The 19889-nt window shown below is 47.5% G+C and carries 16 protein-coding genes and 1 tRNA gene; 7 read left to right on the plus strand and 10 right to left on the minus strand.

Annotation, left to right across the window (positions count from 1 at the left end; translation table 11 throughout):
* Positions 1–8: 8 nt before the first annotated feature.
* From ACOJTG_RS11700 to ACOJTG_RS11715, 4 genes are all read right to left on the minus strand, one after another.
* Positions 9–344 (minus strand): DUF6686 family protein, encoded by a 336-nt coding sequence (locus ACOJTG_RS11700; protein WP_420153970.1) that lies wholly within the window; start codon positions 342–344, stop codon positions 9–11.
* 35 nt (positions 345–379) lie between these two features.
* Entirely contained in the window at positions 380–607 is a 228-nt protein-coding gene (locus ACOJTG_RS11705; RefSeq protein WP_420153971.1) for a hypothetical protein, read from the minus strand.
* A gap of 314 nt (positions 608–921) precedes the next feature.
* Entirely contained in the window at positions 922–1203 is a 282-nt protein-coding gene (locus ACOJTG_RS11710) for a hypothetical protein (RefSeq protein ID WP_104710604.1), read from the minus strand.
* 56 nt (positions 1204–1259) lie between these two features.
* Complete coding sequence (locus tag ACOJTG_RS11715; protein ID WP_420153972.1) at positions 1260–1592, minus strand: hypothetical protein; 333 nt, start codon at positions 1590–1592, stop codon at positions 1260–1262.
* Between the two features lie 131 nt (positions 1593–1723).
* On the opposite strand from ACOJTG_RS11715, the gene ACOJTG_RS11720 reads away from it, so the two are divergent.
* Positions 1724–2065, plus strand: coding sequence for a hypothetical protein (locus ACOJTG_RS11720; protein ID WP_420153973.1), 342 nt, complete (start codon positions 1724–1726; stop codon positions 2063–2065).
* Between the two features lie 68 nt (positions 2066–2133).
* Here ACOJTG_RS11720 and ACOJTG_RS11725 read toward each other — a convergent pair whose 3' ends face one another.
* Positions 2134–3327, minus strand: a complete 1194-nt coding sequence (locus tag ACOJTG_RS11725) for an O-succinylhomoserine sulfhydrylase (protein ID WP_420153974.1) — start codon at positions 3325–3327, stop codon at positions 2134–2136.
* A 163-nt stretch (positions 3328–3490) separates the two neighbouring features.
* Here ACOJTG_RS11725 and ACOJTG_RS11730 point away from each other — a divergent pair, with 163 nt between their 5' ends.
* Complete coding sequence (locus tag ACOJTG_RS11730; RefSeq protein WP_420153975.1) at positions 3491–3955, plus strand: Lrp/AsnC family transcriptional regulator; 465 nt, start codon at positions 3491–3493, stop codon at positions 3953–3955.
* A gap of 86 nt (positions 3956–4041) precedes the next feature.
* On the plus strand, positions 4042–4821 hold the full coding sequence (locus ACOJTG_RS11735; RefSeq protein WP_420153976.1) for a DUF2490 domain-containing protein: 780 nt from the start codon (positions 4042–4044) through the stop codon (positions 4819–4821).
* An 81-nt stretch (positions 4822–4902) separates the two neighbouring features.
* Here ACOJTG_RS11735 and ACOJTG_RS11740 read toward each other — a convergent pair whose 3' ends face one another.
* Positions 4903–5784, minus strand: coding sequence for a DUF1684 domain-containing protein (locus ACOJTG_RS11740; RefSeq protein WP_420153977.1), 882 nt, complete (start codon positions 5782–5784; stop codon positions 4903–4905).
* A 132-nt stretch (positions 5785–5916) separates the two neighbouring features.
* On the minus strand, positions 5917–7170 hold the full coding sequence (locus ACOJTG_RS11745) for an asparagine synthetase B (RefSeq protein ID WP_420153978.1): 1254 nt from the start codon (positions 7168–7170) through the stop codon (positions 5917–5919).
* Between the two features lie 437 nt (positions 7171–7607).
* Here ACOJTG_RS11745 and ACOJTG_RS11750 point away from each other — a divergent pair, with 437 nt between their 5' ends.
* Positions 7608–10040 (plus strand): HRDC domain-containing protein, encoded by a 2433-nt coding sequence (locus ACOJTG_RS11750; protein WP_420153979.1) that lies wholly within the window; start codon positions 7608–7610, stop codon positions 10038–10040.
* A gap of 126 nt (positions 10041–10166) precedes the next feature.
* Positions 10167–12950: a leucine--tRNA ligase gene (gene leuS / locus ACOJTG_RS11755; RefSeq protein WP_420153980.1), complete on the plus strand. Its 2784-nt coding sequence runs from the start codon at positions 10167–10169 to the stop codon at positions 12948–12950.
* A gap of 647 nt (positions 12951–13597) precedes the next feature.
* Here leuS and ACOJTG_RS11760 read toward each other — a convergent pair.
* The 3 genes from ACOJTG_RS11760 to ACOJTG_RS11770 form a co-directional block, all read right to left on the minus strand.
* Positions 13598–14887 (minus strand): adenylosuccinate synthase, encoded by a 1290-nt coding sequence (locus ACOJTG_RS11760; protein WP_420153981.1) that lies wholly within the window; start codon positions 14885–14887, stop codon positions 13598–13600.
* A gap of 90 nt (positions 14888–14977) precedes the next feature.
* A complete protein-coding gene (locus ACOJTG_RS11765; RefSeq protein WP_094813933.1) occupies positions 14978–15478 on the minus strand; it encodes a Fur family transcriptional regulator in 501 nt (166 codons plus the stop codon).
* A 132-nt stretch (positions 15479–15610) separates the two neighbouring features.
* The gene (locus tag ACOJTG_RS11770; protein ID WP_420153982.1) at positions 15611–17863 is read right to left on the minus strand and encodes a RelA/SpoT family protein; all 2253 of its coding nucleotides are present in this window, start codon (positions 17861–17863) and stop codon (positions 15611–15613) included.
* A gap of 334 nt (positions 17864–18197) precedes the next feature.
* On the opposite strand from ACOJTG_RS11770, the gene ACOJTG_RS11775 reads away from it, so the two are divergent.
* Together ACOJTG_RS11775 and tig are read left to right on the plus strand one after the other, a co-directional pair.
* Positions 18198–18279: transfer RNA gene (locus ACOJTG_RS11775), tRNA-Leu, on the plus strand.
* Positions 18280–18451: 172 nt separating this feature from the next.
* Positions 18452–19780 carry a trigger factor gene (tig, locus tag ACOJTG_RS11780; RefSeq protein ID WP_420153983.1) on the plus strand — a complete coding sequence of 443 codons (1329 nt, stop codon included), beginning with the start codon at positions 18452–18454 and terminating at the stop codon, positions 19778–19780.
* Positions 19781–19889: the final 109 nt, after the last annotated feature.

A 19889-nucleotide genomic window follows, 5' to 3' on the forward strand; every position in this document is an offset into this window, starting at 1 on the left:
GAAATCCGTTAGTTAAGTGAACTGGTATACAGAATTTTATGAGCTTCCACAATCAGATTGACTTCCTGCATCATGTTAATTAGTTCTTCTAGCTCCGATTCAGCGAGCAGAATATTCAGATTCAATACCGGCGACCGCATGATAATTTCCTTGCCGTGTGAGGTAGAGAAGTAACTCATGTTACACCGTTCCTGAAGCATTTCCAGAAAATACTGAAAGTCTTCGGCGTTGAAAATCAGTAAGATATTGTTGAAAGCCAGGTTGTACGTCTGACAGCCTTCGCAGTAGCCGATGTAGCCATTTTCCTGTTGCGTGAGCGTACGGAAACAATGAGATTGGTGCATGAGTACCGGAGTTAAATCGGAGAAAAGGATCGAATTTAATCAGCCAATGAAGGCGTTTTTATATGCCGCAGTTTACAGGTGACGCCCGTACGCTTCAAGGCTTCTACAATTCGCTCGGGAGCAATCCACTCACTGAAAACCTCCAGTGACTGCGTTAGGAAATCAACGCTGAATCGGGTGATACCCAGTTGACCCAGACTTTCTTTGACGGCTTGAATACCCAAAGGAGAATTCAAATTCGTTTGAAAACAGATTCTTTTCATAGGCTGAATCAATGAAGTGATTGATGAGGTAATTGAGTTAATATTTATTTAGACTAATTATAATTAATGCAAAGGTGCATGATGAAATCATGCCATACAAGTGATCGGAAAAAATTGTTGAAAAGTTTTTGGATTGGACTTGCTCCGATGTAAAATCGTCAGGGAATGATCGGGGCGGAGATGGTTTCGCGTTAGTGACGCGAGATTAAACGAAGGGCTTTCACTTATGAACAACATTCGCCCCGATCTGACCACAAGGGTTACAAATCGGGGCGAAGCTAACAATCAAAAATGTAAAGAAAGGTTGCTGTATCCTATGAAAGCGACGATAAGGCAATGAACAGATCCACTTTGCCAAAACGCTCAATGGCTTGTTGAGCATACGCTGAGGGACCTGATTCACTGGAACCTATGGTATAACCCAGATCATCCCCACTGCCAACGCCCAGTCGATGCATGGCCTCTTGCAGAGCTTCTTTGTCTTCGTCTACCAAGAGTACTTTAGCTCCTTCATTGCGGAGAATTTCGGCCAGCGTAGTGGCTGCACTTTGCGTGCCATTCGTAATGACGGCTACCTGATTTTCTAAACGTTTCATACGTAGATGGATTGGTTGTTGGTTTATTTAAAAAGCGGAATAGGATCAATAGTAATCTAGTTAGACTTATCAATTTCAGTGTTAATCACCTTTTTCATTTCCCGTAAGCCTACTTCAGGTACAGCCAGCCATTTTAAACTAGCAACCATCCCTTCAATATTAGTATGGTTCGTATGACGAGCTTTCCAAGCCTTCCAGGTTTTTATAAACTCGGCATCCCCCTCTTCAAAGTGACCCCGTTGAACGATTTTTTTTAATGTATCATAGCTATCATTACCCTGGATGTTACCGCCTTTTTTCCAGACGTTTGGGTGATGTTGGCGAATGTCCTCCGCATAGTGTAACAGATTTTTTAGTGACTCCGTCACTTTGGGCAAGAGTGCGGCCATGTTCATAAGGGTTGGTTGCGGAATCCCTTAAAAAAGCTGTACCTCGTGGATTAACTCTTTTTAACAGCTGAATATAAGGCTGTTTTAAACGTAGCTTACGTAATTAGATCAGAGAAGAAACGCCAGAAGCCATGAAAAAACTACTGATTATAACATTGGTCGCCTTGGGCAGTATACTGACCGGGTGTTCCTCACGCGTTTACTCCGATGGATACGGAGGTTACGGACCTAGTTACGGCGGGTACTACGGACCCGCTTATGGCTACCGTCCCTATTATGCTCGGCCCCGGGTTTACGTAACACCTCCGCCGCGGGTATACCGCCATCGGCATTATAACAATCGGAGAAATGATATTTATCGCCGGAATAATTCGTATCGAAGAAATGATTCGTTCCGAAACCATAATTCATTCCGGGCAAAGCCTAATCCTGGAAACCGGGGTGGTGGACCCCGTTCCAGAGGACCGAGGTAATCAAAAAAGCGGCAGAGAAAACTCTCTGCCGCTTTTTGCATAAACCCAATCAAACTTTTAATTCGCTCTTAAACTGTAGCAGCTTCCTGCGAAGCCGCTACTTTGGCTAAGGCCTGCTGAAAATCTTCAATCAGATCGTCAATATTTTCCAGACCTACCGCAATCCGTACGAGACCATCGGTAATGCCTACTTCGGCCCGTTCTTCTTTACTTAATTTGGAGTGCGTCGTACTCGCGGGGTGAGTTAGAATGGTACGCGTGTCACCCAGGTTCGGAGAGATCGAGGCAATTTCGAGGTGCTGCGTCAACGCATTAACGGCCTCGAATCCACCTTTTACTTCCAGCGTAAGAATCGCTCCACCGTATTTCATCTGCTGTTTGGCCAATTCATACTGCGGATGGCTTTCTAAGAAGGGATAATGCACCGCTTGTAAAGCCGCATTGCCTTCTAGGGTTCGAGCGAGCGTAAGAGCGTTTTCACTATGAGCCCGCATGCGGACAAACAGCGTTTCCAGACTTTTCGATAATACCCAGGCATTAAACGGCGATAAAGCCGGACCCGTATGACGGGCGAAGAAACGAATCGGTTCGATCAGATCTTTGCGGCCGACCAGAATACCCCCCAGTACGCGACCCTGGCCATCCATGTATTTGGTAGCCGAGTGCATCACCAGGTCAGCACCGAGTTCAATCGGATTTTGAATGACTGGCGTGGCAAAGCAGTTGTCAACGGCCAGCACGACCTGATGCCGTTTGGCAATGGCTGACAAGGCTCGTAAATCGGTCAGCTCTAAACCAGGATTTGATGGACTTTCACAGAAATAAAATTTTGTGTTTTCCTGCGTAGCCGCTTCCCATTGGGAAAGATCGTGTCCCTCAACGAACGTAGTCGTTACGCCCCATTTCGGCATAATCTTGTTCAAAATCTGAATGGCGGAACCAAACAGGGCTTTTGAAGCAACTACGTGATCGCCCGCCTGTAGGCTTCCGGCAAACGTGGCGAAAATGGCCGCCATACCTGAAGCAAAGGCGATCCCTTCTTCGCCGCCTTCCAGTAAACAAACCTTACGGATAAACTCGTCCACGTTGGGATTGGAGTACCGGGAATACACGTTGCCCGCAATTTCATCGGCAAACATGGCCCGACCCATTTCGGCGTCGTCGAAGGTAAAACTGGACGTTAAATATAAGGGAACCGAGTGCTCGCGGTTGTGTGAACGTTCCGCCTGAGCCCGGATTGCTAGTGTTTCTTTCGATGCCATAATCAATCAATGCTATCAAATTTCTGTCTGCAAAGTTCGGTATTTAGTGAATATATTGTGAATTTGTGGTCATAATTAGAAAACAAATCTAGTAAATGCTGTTTTGGTAAAAGGAATACTCTATTTATGGATGATTTTTACCTGCTAACTAGAAAAATAATCTATGGATCAACTCGACCCCATTGACCGCCGTATTCTATCGCTGTTACAAACCAATGCGTTCATTTCCAACAAAGAACTGGCTCAGGAAGTAGGACTTTCGCTCACGCCCGTACACGAACGGGTCAAACGCCTCGAACGCGAAGGCTATTTAAAAGCATATGTCGCGTTGGTTGACCGCCGAAAAATGGGACGCAGCCTGATTGCATTTTGCCAGGTTTCTCTAAAGGAGCATACGCAGGCGTTTATTCAGGAATTTGAGGCAAAAATTGGTAGTCTGCCCGAGGTGATGGAATGTTATAACATTGCCGGACCATATGACTATTTATTGAAAGTGATCGTGAAAGATATGGACGATTACCGCCGCTTTGTAGTCGAACAACTGGCGGCTCTGGCCCACATTGGCGGCCCGCAAAGTGTGTTCGTAATGGCTGAGATCAAGGTTACTACGGCCTTACCCGTTGACTAGCTATATTATGTAATTGTTAAGAATGTAATCCGTAAAATCATGATTTAGTCACATGCTATACTTTTGTGGGATTTTAATTCTTTTCTGTGACTAAGCTACGCGTATCTTTCAAGTTTTGGGCCTGCCTCCTGCTGGGTACTACGGCCTATGCACAAACCTCTTTAACGCCCGCCGCTCCCTGGGGAAGCTGGTTTATTGGTACGTTGGTACTACCCGGTGGCGATAAAAAATGGGGCGGTTTTGCCGAAGTACAGGCTCGTAGTAATGGCGTTTTCCGTCAGTTTTTTTACAATGAAATGAAGGGTGGGGTTACCTACGACATCAATAAAAATTTTACGGTAGGAATGGCCGGGGGTAGGTACGCTACCTACGATTTTCAGGATTTGTCGGCGGGTCCGTTGAATACGGAAGGTCGGATGTGGGAGCAACTGATTATCAATCAGTACCTGGATCGCTTACGTTTCGAGCACCGTTACCGCGTGGAACAACGCTGGTTTACGTTCCGGGATGGGACGCATCCGTATCGCAATCGGATTCGTTACCGATTGAACATGTTTATTCCGCTCAACAATAAGAGTATCAAGGATAAGACCTACTTCATTTCCATCTTTGATGAGATTTTCCTAAACCCCAAAGGCCCTACGTTTGAGCGGAATCGTCTTTTTGCGGGAATTGGTTACCAGTTCAATAAACACTGGACTGCCCAGATCGGCTGGGTGAATCAGACCAATTATAGTCCGGCGAGTTTCGACAAGGGGATCTTTACGCCCATTGCCCATTCCGGAAAAAACAACATATTCATTTCCTGGACGTACCGTCTGAATAGTCTAGGGTCAGCTGAAAAATTACCCTCTTCGGTCGATTAAGCCAGCGACTATATAAACGAAAAGCCTGATCATTTGATCAGGCTTTTCGTTTATATAGTTTTGGTTAAGGAAGAAAGACGCTTAATGATCGCCAAATCGCTTTTCACCCGCCGGAATCCGTACGGCCAGTTTGTTTTGCTTAGGCGGTAACGGGCAGGTGGCGTAAGGCGTAAAAGCACAGGGCGGATTGATGGCCTGATTGAAATCCAGTACCGTTGTACCATCGGCATTCGGCTGGTCGGCGTATAAGAAGCGACCGGCTCCGTACGTGTCCTTTTTGTTCGTTTCGTCCCCAAATACGATGAAAAGCTTGTCTTCACCCGTAGCGTCGAGACGGTAGGTTTTTCCTTCGAGTTCAAACACCAGCGTACCCGCCAGTGGCTGATCAGAAGTTTGACCCAGAACATTCGTAATGGCTACAGTCTGGGGCGTACTGGGTTTTTCCAGACGAGCCGTAACCCGGTATTTTTCGTTGACGGCAAAGCGTTCGATGCCGTGGAAGTTTTTCAACTGCTCGCTGTCCAGATCACGCAAACGAATGCCGTATTGATCGCCTCGCTTGATCACTACCCATTTTAAGGACTCGTGTTGTACGGTATGGGGTTTCGCATCGGCCGTGAAAATAGTTTGCGTACCCGTTGCTTTTTGTCCGTCTACCGTCACCACCGCATCGGCGGTCGGCGTAAACTGTACGACATCGTTTTGTAACTTAAAGGTACCCAAATGGGCGGCACCTCCGGGAAAAACCACCTTATTATCCGAAGCACTGCCTACCGTATTTTCTCCTTCTTTGAGCCAGAATAAGCCCGCTAGATTCAGCCAGCCATCTTCACGTTTCAAAGAAGCGACGCGTTTCTGATGCCATTCTTCTAGCCGGGTTTTATAAGCCGGATCGTCAGAAATCGGGCGGAATGAAGCCAGTAACAGACTCGAAGCCGCAAAAAGAATAGAACGATAAGTCATGATTGAATGCGTTAGCGTGAGAAAGACGAAGCGAACGGCAGCAAAAGTAATAAAATACATTAAATCTAGTGACTTAGTAGGTTAATATTTTAAAGACCCTGATTTTGCTATTCTTTACTATAGCGTTAGAATTTAGGTCTTCCGTTTCTTTTTGCGAGCCGAAGGAAAGAGTACATTATTCAGAATCAGCCGATAGCCCGGTGAGTTGGGGTGTAAGTTCAAATCGGTAGGCGTCCGATGAAAACCGCGTTGACCTTCCGGGTCGTGACCGCTATAAAAGGTAAACTGACCCCGGCCCAGCTCGCCGTAGAGGTAGCGGTACGTAGATTTGCTCTGACCCAGTACCAGTACACTAGGCTTGACCGTAGCTTTGTTGAACGCACTCGTTTGTCCAAAAAACTCCCGAATGGTACTTTCATGATTCTGCACGAGCATCGCTGGAATCACATCCCACTTGGCCGAAAAATCGAACAGGGAAAAATACGTATCATCCCCCCAGCCGTACCCCGAAGAAGCGTTGATATTGGAAAAGGACATCCCCGGGTAATCTTCGTCGGAAAGCTCCAGTTCGAAATTGTCGAAGGCAATGGTCTTACTGAAATCCAGTTTCGCCTGAGCTTTGGGATCTACGCCGTCACCGTCGAATACGGAGGGTACAATGTCGAGTCCTTCGGCGGCCAGGGCTACGTCCAGTGATTCAGTACCCGAGCACATGGCGAACAGATAGCCGCCCCCGGCACAGAATTCCTTGATGTTTCGGGCAACTTCCAGCTTCAGTTGCGAGACTTTCGCAAAGTGGTACTTTTCGGCAATTTTCTTCTGAGCCAGCATATCGTCTGCACTCATACGGCGGCGATTCCGACCAAACTGGCCCGTAAAATCTTCGTGGTGCAGGTGTAGCCAGTCGTAGAGGTGTAGGTCACCCCGCAGGATTTCTTCGTCATACACGACTTCGTAGGGAATCTCGGCGTAGTTAAGCACCAGCAGTACGGCGTCCGTGTCTTCGAAAGTGGCCTTACTTACTTTGATGGGACTATACACGACAATACGGGCGGCTTTGTAGAGTTTTACCGCGTCCATATTCGCGTTCGGATTCGTGATTGACTGGAGTAGGGTAGTCACCGCCGCGTCGGAAATGACTTCGTAGGAAACGCCGCGAAGTTTACATTCCAGGTCCAGTTCCTTTGAATACTGCATCAGAAAACTACCACCCCGATAATTGAGCAGCCAGTCTATCTCCCGATCGGCTTTTAGCTCCCGGTACGCCAGCCCGTACGCTTTGAGATGATTGGTTTGCTGGGCATCCATGGGAATCAGCAGCGAGTTGGCCCAACTATTAGCAACTACCAGTAGACCTAAAAAACAGATAATCCCGAATGTCCTCATGTTCGTAGTGATTTACCATACCGAAAGCAAAGAGTAACTGGAAGAGTATCTGTAAGTTATGGAATCCTTTTAGTCTTTCCTATCCATTCGCGACGCAGGCCCGGAAAATCACGATGGCCTGTACTTACAGAAAGAACTTACAGGGGTTAGGTAGGGTTAGAGAAAGGAGTTTATGGGGAATCGATGGTGATCGCTCGTCAGTTGTTACGTTGATCGTTGCTGGTTGTTAGGGGGTAGTAATTTTCTTTTCGGGTAATAGATACTCGAATCCAGCTTAGCTGCTTAGCAAAGTGGAAAGAGTACGAGGATGGAATAGAGTATCTGTCATTGCCCTAACGCTTAAAAAGCAACAAGCACCTTTACCGTTCCCTCAGTACCTTTGGTTTTTGAAAAGACTGGAGCTTTATTCAGTTTTGCCGAGCTTCTTACTCTTTATTATGGAATCCAATACGCCCTTACAACTGGCAGCCGAGTTCATCCATTTTACCAATAAAAACATCTTTTTGACCGGAAAAGCCGGTACCGGAAAGACTACCTTTTTACACGGATTAAAGAAAAACCTGCAAAAGCGAATGGCCATTGTGGCTCCCACGGGAGTAGCGGCCATCAATGCCGGGGGCGTTACGATTCACTCGTTTTTTCAGTTACCCTTTGGTCCGTACGTGCCCGACGGCTCCACGCAGCGACAGTTTCGTTTCGGCAAGGAAAAAATCAACCTCATCAAAAGTCTGGATTTGCTGGTCATTGATGAAATCAGTATGGTGCGGGCCGATACGCTCGACGGGATCGATGATGTACTGCGGCGATACAAGAATCGAGACTTGCCCTTCGGCGGCGTACAGTTGCTAATGATTGGCGATTTGCACCAGCTTTCACCGGTGATTAAAGACGAAGAATGGGCTTTACTAAAACCCTATTATAACTCGGTTTATTTTTTCAGTAGCCGGGCTTTGCAGGAAAGTAATCCCGTCCGGATTGAACTAACGCACATTTACCGGCAGTCGGATACCTTCTTCATCGATTTACTGAATCAGATTCGGGAAAATCAGTTGAGTACGGAAAGCTTGCAGGCTCTCAACCAACGGCACATTCCGGATTTTAGACCGAAGGAAGACGAAGGGTACATTACGCTGACTACCCATAACGATACGGCTCTGAAAATCAACAAAGTAAAGTTAGACGAGCTAAAGGGCAAGAAGTACACGTTTGAGGCCACGATCAAGGACGATTTTCCGACGTATGCTTATCCCACCGAACCAGAGCTGACCCTGAAAATCAACGCTCAGGTGATGTTCGTTAAAAACGACGCGTCGCGGGACAAGCTTTTCTATAACGGAAAAATCGGTCGAATTACCCGCATCGAAGACGAAACCATCTACGTCAAATGCAAGGAAGATTACGCTGAAATTCCGGTACAGCCCGTAGAATGGCAGAATGTGAAATACGTTCTGAATGCGGAAACGAAAGAAATTGAAGAGCAGGTAATTGGCAGCTTCACCCAGATGCCGCTGAAACTGGCCTGGGCTATTACGATTCACAAAAGTCAGGGATTAACGTTCGAGAAAGCCATTATCGATGCCAATCTTTCCTTCGCCCACGGACAGGTATACGTGGCCCTAAGTCGCTGCAAAAGTTTTGAAGGCATGGTACTCCGAAACCCACTTTCGTTGAGCAGTGTCAAAACGGATGGATTGGTATCAGCGTATAACCGGGCCGCCAGCCAGCAGATTCCCGACGAGAAACAACTGAGGGAAGCCAAAATTGCCTTTCAGCAAACGATTTTATACGAACTATTCAACTTCTCGGAAATTCGCTCGACCCGACAGTATTTGGGCCGACTGCTGGATACGCATCAGACGGTGATCAATCCGGCCATTCGTCAGGCCCTACAACGCATTCGGACCGCTTCCGAAGAGACGATCGATACGGTTTCTGAAAAATTTCAGCAGCAATTGTCCCAGTATTTTCAACAGGGAGGATTACCCGAAGAACAGGAAGCGTTGATGACCCGCGTACAAAAAGGCTGTCAGTACTTTCTGGAAAAATTTGAAAGCATTTTTGACGCCGAGACGCTGGACGTGGAAACGGACAACCAGCTGGTGAAAAAGTCAGTAGGGCAGGCTCTGGAAAATTACCAGCGACTCGTGACCATCAAGCGGGCAACGTTACAGGCTGGTATGAAAGGCTTTACAACCAGCGATTACCTGCGGGCGAAAGCCAATGCGGATATTGACTTCAAGGTACGAACCAAAGCGGTCGCGGCCAGTAGTAAATCGAGCCCCAGAGCGAGTAAAGACATGGTTCACCCCGAGTTATACTATGCTTTGAAAAGCTGGCGGGATAGTCAGGCCGCAGAACGCGACGTGCCGGTATACATCATTTTACCCCAAAAATCACTCGTTGAATTAGTGGAGGTGCTGCCTACTACGCTAGCCGAACTGGAAACCGTAAAAGGGATTGGGAAGGCAAAAGTCAAAGAATTCGGATCGGAAATCATTGAGATCATTCAAGAGTACTGCGAGGAAAATCAGGTAGAAAAAGAAGTGATCGAAATTCCACTGAAGAAAGAAAAGGTGGATACCAAACGCGTCAGCTTCGAACTGTTTCAGGACGGAAAAACGCTGGAAGAGATTGCCGAGGAACGCGGTCTGAATGTCGGCACTATCGAAGGACACCTGCTGCATTACGTGGGTGTGGGCGAGCTGGATGTGTACGATCTCTATTCGAAAGTCCGGTTGACGCCGGTCATTGAGTACTTACGGGAACATCCCCAGCAGTCGTTAGGTGAAGCAAAACTGGCCTTGGGCGAAGCCGTCTCGTACAGCGAAATCAAGGCCGCTTTAAAGTATCTGGAATCGCTTAATAGTTGAGTTTCGTTAGTCTGGAAGCGGAAGGTGTGAAGTCTTCCTTACCTTCTGCTCAAATTTCCGTACTTTTGCGGCTTGAAACCGGTTTCAGCCTACCAATCTGGAAACCGTAAACTGAACACTGAACCAATGGAGTACGCTTTTCGCGATATTGAGAAGAAATGGCAGGAATTTTGGGAAACAAACCAGACCTACCGCGTCGAAAACCAGTCTGAATTACCCAAGTACTATGTGCTGGATATGTTTCCGTACCCTTCCGGAGCGGGTCTGCACGTAGGACACCCGCTGGGCTACATTGCCAGCGATATTTTCAGTCGGTACAAGCGGATGAAGGGATTCAACGTTCTGCATCCGATGGGATTCGATAGTTTTGGTCTGCCTGCCGAACAGTACGCCATTCAGACGGGACAACACCCGGCCATTACGACCGAACAGAACATTACTCGATATATTGAACAATTGAAGAACATCGGATTCAGCTTCGACTGGAGCCGGGAAATTCGCACGTCCAATGCCGATTACTACAAGTGGACGCAGTGGATTTTTATGCAATTGTTCAACCACTATTACGACAAAGACGCTGACCAAGCTCTGCCCGTTACGACGCTTACGGAAACCTTCGCTCAAAAGGGGTCGAAAGGCGTAAATGCCGTTTGCGACGAAGATGCACCCGTATTTACAGCGGAAGAGTGGCAGGCGAAAAGTGAAGAGGAGCAGTACGAAATTACGCTGAAATACCGTCTGACGTATCTGGCCGATGCCGTAGTAAACTGGTGTCCGGGACTGGGTACCGTTCTGGCCAACGATGAAGTGAAAGACGGGGTGTCCGAACGTGGCGGTTTTCCAGTTGAAAAGAAACTGATGCGTCAGTGGATGATGCGGATTACGGCCTACGCGGATCGTTTACTAAATGGTCTGGATACGATCGACTGGTCAGAATCTATCAAAGAACAGCAACGCAACTGGATTGGCCGTTCGCAGGGTGCCAGCGTGAAGTTTCAGGTGGAGGGTCAGGAACAGACGATTGAAGTGTTTACGACGCGGGTGGATACCATCTACGGCGTGAGCTTCATGGTAATCGCTCCCGAACACGAACTGGTACCTTCGCTGACGACGCCCGAGCAGAAAGAAGCCGTGGATACGTACGTAGACGCCACCAAACGCCGCTCGGAGCTGGATCGGATGATGGAAGTGAAGAAAGTATCCGGCGTCTTCACGGGTAGCTACGTGACCAATCCATTCAACGAGGAGAAAGTACCCATCTATCTGGCTGATTATGTACTGGCGGGTTACGGAACGGGTGCCGTCATGGGTGTACCTTCCGGTGATCAGCGGGACTGGAACTTTGCCACGCACTTCGGTCTGCCCATTGTACCGATTCTGGATGCTCAGAAAGACATTGATCAGCAGGCGGATGCGACGAAGGAAGGACAGTACATTAATTCTGGCATCATTAATGGAATGACGTATAAGGAAGCGACGCAAACGCTGACGAACTGGCTGGAAGAACGTGGTCTTGGTAAGGGGAAAGTTAACTATCGGATGCGGGATGCCGTATTCAGTCGCCAGCGGTACTGGGGTGAGCCCGTACCGGTGTACTTCAAAAATGGCTTACCGTATCTGATCGACGAAAGCGATCTGCCGCTGGAATTACCGGCCGTCGACAAGTACCTACCGACCGAAACGGGCGAACCACCGCTGGGCCGGGCTGCCGACTGGAAGTACAAAGGCGAGTATGAGTACGAGATGAGTACAATGCCGGGCTGGGCGGGTTCGTCGTGGTACTGGTTCCGGTATATGGATCCGAAAAACGAAAACGAACTGGCCTCGAAAGAAGCCATTGACTATTGGCAGAACATTGATCTGTACGTGGGTGGATCGGAACACGCGACGGGTCACCTGCTGTACTCGCGTTTCTGGAATAAATTCCTGAAAGATATTGGGATTGCTCCCGAAGAAGAGTTTGCCAAAAAACTGGTTAACCAGGGGATGATTCAGGGTCGCTCGAACTTTATATACCGGGTGAGAGAATCGCAGCCAGTAACGTTCGTGAGCTTTGAATTGAAAGACAAATACGAGGTTACCCCGTTGCACGTGGACGTAAACATTGTAGAGCAGGACGTACTGGATGTTGAAAAATTCCGGGCTTCGCGTACGGACGTTCCCGAAGATGCTTTGTTCATCATGGACGGCGATAAGTTCGTTTGTGGCTGGGAAGTGGAGAAAATGTCTAAACGTTGGTTCAACGTCGTGAACCCTGATGATGTCGTAGAAAGATACGGAGCCGATACTTTACGCCTGTACGAAATGTTCCTCGGTCCGCTGACGGATTCCAAACCCTGGAACACCAACGGCATCAGCGGGACGTTCAACTTTCTGCGGAAACTCTGGCGGTTGTTCTACGAAGATCAGACGGGTAAATTCTTGGTCACGGATCAACAACCCACGCCGGAAGAACTGAAAGCTCTGCATAAGGCAATCAAGAAAGTAGGCGAGGATATTGAAGTTTTGTCATTCAACACGTCCGTACCCGCGTTTATGGTACTGGCTAACGAACTGACTACGCTGAAGTGTAACAAGAAGGCTATCCTGAGCGATTTCGTTCGGATTCTGGCTCCCTTTGCTCCGCACATTTGCGAAGAATTATGGGTAGCTCTGGGGAACGAACCCGGTACCGTAACCAAGCAGCCATTCCCCGTATTCAACCCGGCGTATCTGGTCGAAAACTCGTTCGATTATCCGATTCAGATCAACGGAAAGGTACGGGCCACGCTTACGTTTGCCGCTGATGCTCAGCCAAAAGACATTGAAGCGGAAGTACTGGCGAATGAAACGGTACAGAAGTGGCTGGAAGGCAAAACCCCCAAGAAAGTGGTAGTAGTACCGAAGCGGATTGTCAACGTGGTAATCTAGTACGGTATCCTGTACCGTCCTGAAATCCGGGAAATTTTAGCTTAGCGTATAAGAGTAAGTATAAAGCCGGGTCGTCTCTTTACTAGCAAGAGGCCGATCCGGCTTTAGTGTTTAGTTGAAATGTTTAATGGTTAGGCAGAAAGGCCCCGGTGTTACCGGGGTTTTTTGTTGGGGGAGTTTAGGATTTTGAGCGGTGGCCGCTGGGGTTTTCCGTTTTCCATTTTGGTAGGATAAATTGGGGTAAAGTTAGCGAGACGCGTTGTCCGTAGTATTTACTACGGACGCGAAAGTTGGTAGGCTGTGCCTACCGGGCGGGCCGATCCCCCGCATTGCATACGGGGCTAATGACATTGAACCCCTTCGGGGTTTAGGCTGAAGAAGTTACTCTGCTCGCCCCAATTTGAAACCGTCATGGAATGATTGGGGCGTCAATGGTTTCGCGTCTGTGACGCGAAGTTTGGTTACTCTTGCGAATTTTGAAGGTAGTCTGCAAGGGTTTAGTATCGTATCGGCTATACCATTAGCAGAGTTACGGATAGGGCATAAAAAAACAGGGTCCCTGCGTTTTTGTACGAAGTGACCCTGTTTTAAAATGAAGACGGTTAACTACTGAAAATGACCAACTAATAACCGTCAACTAAAAACAACTATACGCTCAATTGAGCTTCCCGGTGAATGATCGCTTCCCGATCAGGACCCGTGGAGATAAAGCTAATGGGCAATTCCAGATTTTCTTCTAGGAAACTAATGTATTCGGCCAGTTCAGCAGGTAATTCGTCGTAGCAGTGGAAATTGGTCAGGTCCGTTTGCCAGCCTTTGAACGTTTTATATACCGGTGTAATCTCGATATCGTTCATGTCGTGCGGGATCTGTTCCGTTACCGTGCCGTCGGGCAGTTGGTAGTGCGTACAAACCTTGATCTCCTCCATGATGTTCAGTACGTCCACTTTCATCATGATGAGCTGCGTAACACCGTTCACCATCATGGCGTACTTCAGCGAAGGCAAATCCAGCCAGCCCGTCCGACGCGAACGTCCCGTAGTCGCACCAAACTCGCGACCTTCCTGACGAATGCGTTCGCCCGTTTCGTCGTGCAATTCGGTAGGGAAGGGACCGCTACCCACACGGGTACAGTAGGCTTTGAAAATGCCGTATACTTCACCGACGTTTTTCGGAGCTACGCCAAGACCCGTACAGACACCCGCGGCCATCGTCGTCGAGCTGGTGACAAACGGATAGGAACCAAAATCAATATCCAGTAAGGAACCTTGAGCCCCTTCGGCCAGAATCGTTTTGCCATCGTTGATCGCTTGATTGATGACGTACTCCGTATCGGCCAGTTCAAACTGCTTCAAAAACTCGATGGACTCGGAGAACTGTTGTTCCAGTTCAGTCAGGTCATACGAGAAGTTATAGAAGCCCAAGATCATCTTATGCGTATCGACCAACTGATTGTACTTCGCCTGAAAGTTTGGAGAAAGTACATCACCCACGCGTAAACCCTGCCGCGACACTTTGTCGGTGTACGTAGGGCCAATACCCCGAAGCGTCGAACCAATTTTAGAATCCCCTTTGGCTTGTTCGTAAGCCGCGTCGAGCAGGCGGTGCGAGGGTAAAATCAGGGAAGCTTTCTTCGAAATCAGCAGGTTCTTGGTCAGATCCATGCCGAATTTTTCGCTGAGGCCTTCAATTTCCTTTTTGAAGACGATCGGATCCAGCACGAGGCCGTTACCGATAATGTTCAGCACTTCCGAACGGAATACACCCGAAGGAATCTGATGGAGTACGTGTTTTTTTCCTTCAAATTCCAGCGTGTGCCCCGCGTTTGGGCCGCCCTGAAAACGAGCAACCACCTGATACTGTGGAGCCAGTACGTCCACAATTTTTCCCTTGCCTTCGTCGCCCCATTGAAGGCCCAGCAATACGTCAACTTTCATTGGTAGTAATTAAAATGTAAAAGAAACTCAGATAGAATACAGAACCCCTCCCTGCGGTATGGGAGGGGGACGTTACTGAGTCATAAGTCTTTATTCATTCGTCAGGGCAAAGGGTTGGCCCGTGAGCATAGAATTTCGATTTTCGCAATTAGGCTTCGTGCACGATCCGTAAAAAATCAGGCTGTGGTGCATGATATTCGACTGCATCATATCACCTACCATGTTCTGGATGTTCTGTACCCGAGGGTCGCAGAATTCCGTTACGTGGTGGCAATCGGTACAGATTAAGTGATCGTGTTGCCGGCGGCCGTAGGATTTTTCGTACTGAGCCTGGTTTTTACCAAACTGGTGCTTAGTGACCAGGTTACATTCCACCAGTACATCGAGGGTGTTGTAGACCGTAGCCCGTGAAACCTGGTACTTTTTATTTTTCATGGAAACGTAGAGTTCTTCTACGTCAAAATGGTCGTCGCGAGAGTAAATCTCCTCCAGAATCGCAAAACGTTCGGGCGTTTTACGAAGACCTTTATTTTCCAGGAACGCGGTGAAGATCTGCCTCACCGTCGTAAAACTCGATTCGTTAAGAGGCATTGTTTTCGGAATAAGTTGCAAAGAAAAGGCATTTACAGGAGTTTAGCTTAGTGAAAGGTAAACTCCTGCAGAATTTAGATTCATTACAGCCCGTTCGATGATAGTTTGGATGAATCAATGAGAAAATCGATGTTATACTTCGGAATATTCAAACCGGAGTACTTCAAAAACACCCTTTACTTTTTTGAGCTTGGAGATCAACGTGTTCAGGTGCTCGGTGTCGTGGACGTATAACTTAATTTTCCCGTCAAAAATTCCCCCTTCATTGGTATCCACGATAATCGACCGCATATTGACCTTATGCTCTTTCGAAATCACTTTCGTGACGTCATTAACGAGGCCCACACGATCGGTACCCTTGATGCGAATACCCGCCAGAAAAGCAACTAACTGACTCGACCATTTGGCTTTAATGACCCGATTACCGTGCGTGGAGAGTAACTCACGGGCATTCTTACAGGTAGTTTTATGAATTTTGATTCCTTCATTAACCGTCACAAAACCAAACACTTCATCACCGGGAATAGGATTACAACACGCCGAGAGGGTATAGTCAAATTTGTCCATATCCTCGCCAATCAGTAACATGTCAGAGTCGGGGCGATCGCCGTGAACTCGTTTTAGTTCCTTAACGATCGACTTGCTGTCTTCAATGTTTCCGGCTAGCGTATTCTTCGCTTCCTGAGCCCGTTTGTGAGCATCGCGGGCGGCTTTCCAGCGTTTAATCTCCTCTACGCCCAGATAGCCTTTCCCAAATCGATAGTACAGGTCATTTGGGTCGCGGGCGTTGAAATAAGCCCGTAACTGATTGGTAATGTCAAAAGACAGTTCAATGCCCAGGTTTTTCAGCTTTTTGGCCACCAACTCACGTCCTTCAGTGACGTGTTGCCGGTTAATTTCCTTCAAAGCTTCCTTAATATTGGCCCGAGCCTTGGTAGTAATGACGAACTTAAGCCAATCCTCGCGGGGGGATTGCTTGGTAGAGGTCAGGATCTCTACCTGATCGCCGTTTTTGAGTACATGGCTGATTTCAACCAGTTTGCCATTTACTTTCGCTCCAAGACAGTGCGAACCAATGTGCGAGTGAATGGAGTAGGCGAAGTCCAAGGCTGTAGAGCCCGCCTGTAGTACTTTCAGATCACCTTTAGGGGTGAAAACAAACACTTCATCCTGGAACAAATGCCCCCGGAAATCATTGATAAACTCAATGGCCGAACTGTCATTGTGTTCCAGTACTTCCCGAACCTGATTCAGCCAGGCATCAATTCCTTCGTTAACGTTGGTATTATTGCCTTTGTATTTCCAGTGGGCGGCGTATCCTTTTTCGGCGATTTCGTCCATCCGCCGCGATCGTACCTGTACTTCCACCCATTGACCGGAACTACTCATCACCGTCGTATGCAGAGATTCATAGCCATTAGCCCGGGGATTGGAAATCCAGTCGCGTAGACGCTCGGGATTAGGCCGGTAATGGTCCGTAACGATGGAATAGGCCCGCCAACACAGGGCTTTCTCCAGATCAGGAGTGGAGTCGATAATGACCCGAATAGCAAAGAGATCGTAAATTTCCTCGAAGCTTTTACCCTGATTTTTAATCTTATTCCAGATCGAGTGGATGGACTTGGGACGGCCTTTCACCGTAAAGTGCATACCTTCCGCCTTTAGATCGCGTTCGATTGGTCGAACAAATTCCCGGATAAATTGCTGGCGACGCGTCTTGGTTGACTTAAGTTTCGCCGCAATTTCCTTGTAAATCTTGGGTTCGGCGTACTTAAGGTACAAATCTTCCAGCTCCGTTTTGATGGTATATAGACCCAGCCGGTGGGCGAGGGGAGCGTAGAGATACGTCGTTTCGGACGCAATTTTTAACTGCTTGTCCCGGCTCATCGAACTAAGCGTCCGCATGTTATGCAGGCGGTCAGCTAGCTTGATCAGAATTACCCGGACGTCTTCGGAAAGCGTCAGTAATAGTTTACGGAAGTTTTCAGCCTGAGCCGAAGCTCCCTGCTCGAAAATGCCCGCAATTTTGGTAAGGCCGTCAATAATCTTGGCGACCTTCGGACCAAAAAGGTTTTCAATGTCATCCAGTGTATAGCTGGTATCTTCCACTACATCATGCATCAAAGCACAAATAATAGCGGTAGTACCTAGCCCGATTTCCTCCACACAAATCTGAGCGACGGCAATCGGATGGTAGATGTACGGTTCACCCGTTTTCCGCCGCATGTCCTTGTGGGCGTCGGCGGCGAGAGTAAAGGCTTTCTTGATAAGTTTGGCATCGTTATCTTTCAAGAAAGGCTTGGCCGTCCGCAATAATTTGCGGTAGCGTTTCAGTATTTCCTGGCGTTCAGCCTCTAAATCAATTGTAAGTTCCACTGTACTCATTGTACCCTGAATTCAAATGGGATTGAAGATGGGTATGTATTTAGCGAAGAGAAGCCTCTTCAAATGAGGGAAAAGGAAACAATGCCCGTTTATGAAACATTGTAAAACTAAATATACTAAGAAGGAGGGACTTTTACCAAATATTGCGGATAAATAAAATCGAATTTCAGCGGCTTTTTCCCGGAATTGGTCGGGTAGATTTTTCAATTTCTCTACACTTGAAAAATAATCTTGTCGCAGGGGTTGACTATCGCTCAGGAATGACATACCTTTGCGTTCCGATTTGAAGGATTTGGTCGCCTAACGGAGCCTAAATCATCAAAGCGGACGATTTACGGACGTGGCGGAACTGGTAGACGTGCTAGACTTAGGATCTAGTGCCGTGAGGCGTGGGGGTTCGAGTCCCCCCGTCCGTACGTAAAAACAACCGATGCTGAGTGCAGCAGGTGATTTAGCCCTCAGAGTCCCTGATTCTGAGGGTTTTTTCAATTTTAAAGTCCATTCATTCATTTCCGTATTCGTTCACTATCTGGACTTGTCACTGAAGCGTAACGCAGCTCAGATACGGAATACGATTCAAGACTCATTATGAACATCACGCTCGACAAAAGCAGTACTACTGAAGCTTCTTTAAAGATTGCGTTGACGCCGGAAGACTATCAGGCTGGTGTAGACAAGAAGATCAAAGAATATAGCAAACAGGCTAACCTGAAAGGATTCCGTCCGGGTAAAGTACCGGCTTCCGTAATTCAGCGTCTGTACGGAAAAAGCATTCTGGTGGATGAAGTTAACGAAACGCTTTCAAAAGCCGTTAACGACTATCTGCGGGAATCAAAACTGCTGGTCGTAGGTGATCCGATGCCGGATCGCGAAAAAGCGAACGCAATCGATTGGGACAGCCAGAAAGAATTCGAATTTGTTTACAATCTGGGTCTGGCTTCTGATTTCGACGTTGACTTCACGAAACTTCCTGCCATTACTTCTTACGAAATTCAGGCAGGTGAGAAAGAATACAACGATACGCTGGTTGATCTGAAAAAACGTATGGGCGAGCACGCTCACGTGGAAGAGGTGACCGCGGCCGGTGATCTGGTGTACGGTACGTTTACGCAAGGTGAATACAGCGAAAAATCAGCCATCCCTACCGACAAACTGACGGAAGAAGCCTTCGCTGGTTTTGTAGGTAAGAAAAAAGGCGATGTACTGACATTCGACATTCAGAAATTATTCGCTGACGAAAAAGGTCTGAAACTGGCTACGGGCCGTGAAGATCTTTCAGGTGAATTCGAATTCACAATCGAAGACATTACGCGTAATCAAGATTCTGAATTGAATCAGGAGTTCTTCGACAAAGTACTCGGACCGGGTAAAGTTTCTTCCGAAGAAGAATTCAAAGCTCAGTTGCTGGAAATCGTACAGGAAAACTACAAGCGTGAGTCTGAATTCCTATTGCGTGACGAAGTTCAGAAAACGTTGCTGGACAATGTTCAGATTGAACTGCCGAACGAATTCCTGAAGCAGTGGTTGATTGAAACCAATCAGGGTGAAATCACGGCTGAAGAAGTAGAAAAGGATTTCGACAAATTTGCTCGTGACCTTCGCTGGACGCTGATCCGTAATAAAGTAGCGGAAGCGGCTGACATCAAAGTAGAAACGGAAGACGTGAATACCTACGCTGAAGCCATGGTACGTCAACAGTTCGGCATCTATGGTGATGACAACGGCATGGGCGATGTCATCAAGAAAGTAGCTCAGAACTACCTGCAGGAGAACAAAGGACAGAATTACATGAACGTTTTCAACCGGGTATACGGTGGCAAAACGATGGACTTCATCCTGACTCAAATCCAGCCGAACGTAGAGAAAATCGACGTAGATACATTCAAAGCGAAAGCAGGCGTTACGGACGCTGAGTAGTCTTTGTCCGTTTGACCGTTGTTTCAATTTGAAAAAATGGTTTGACGTTGAAAAGGTTTGAAATTTGAAGTGATCTAACTTCGAATTTCAAACCTTTTTTCGTTTGGAA

It is taken from the genome of Siphonobacter sp., assembly GCF_048595215.1.
GTDB lineage: Bacteria > Bacteroidota > Bacteroidia > Cytophagales > Spirosomataceae > Siphonobacter.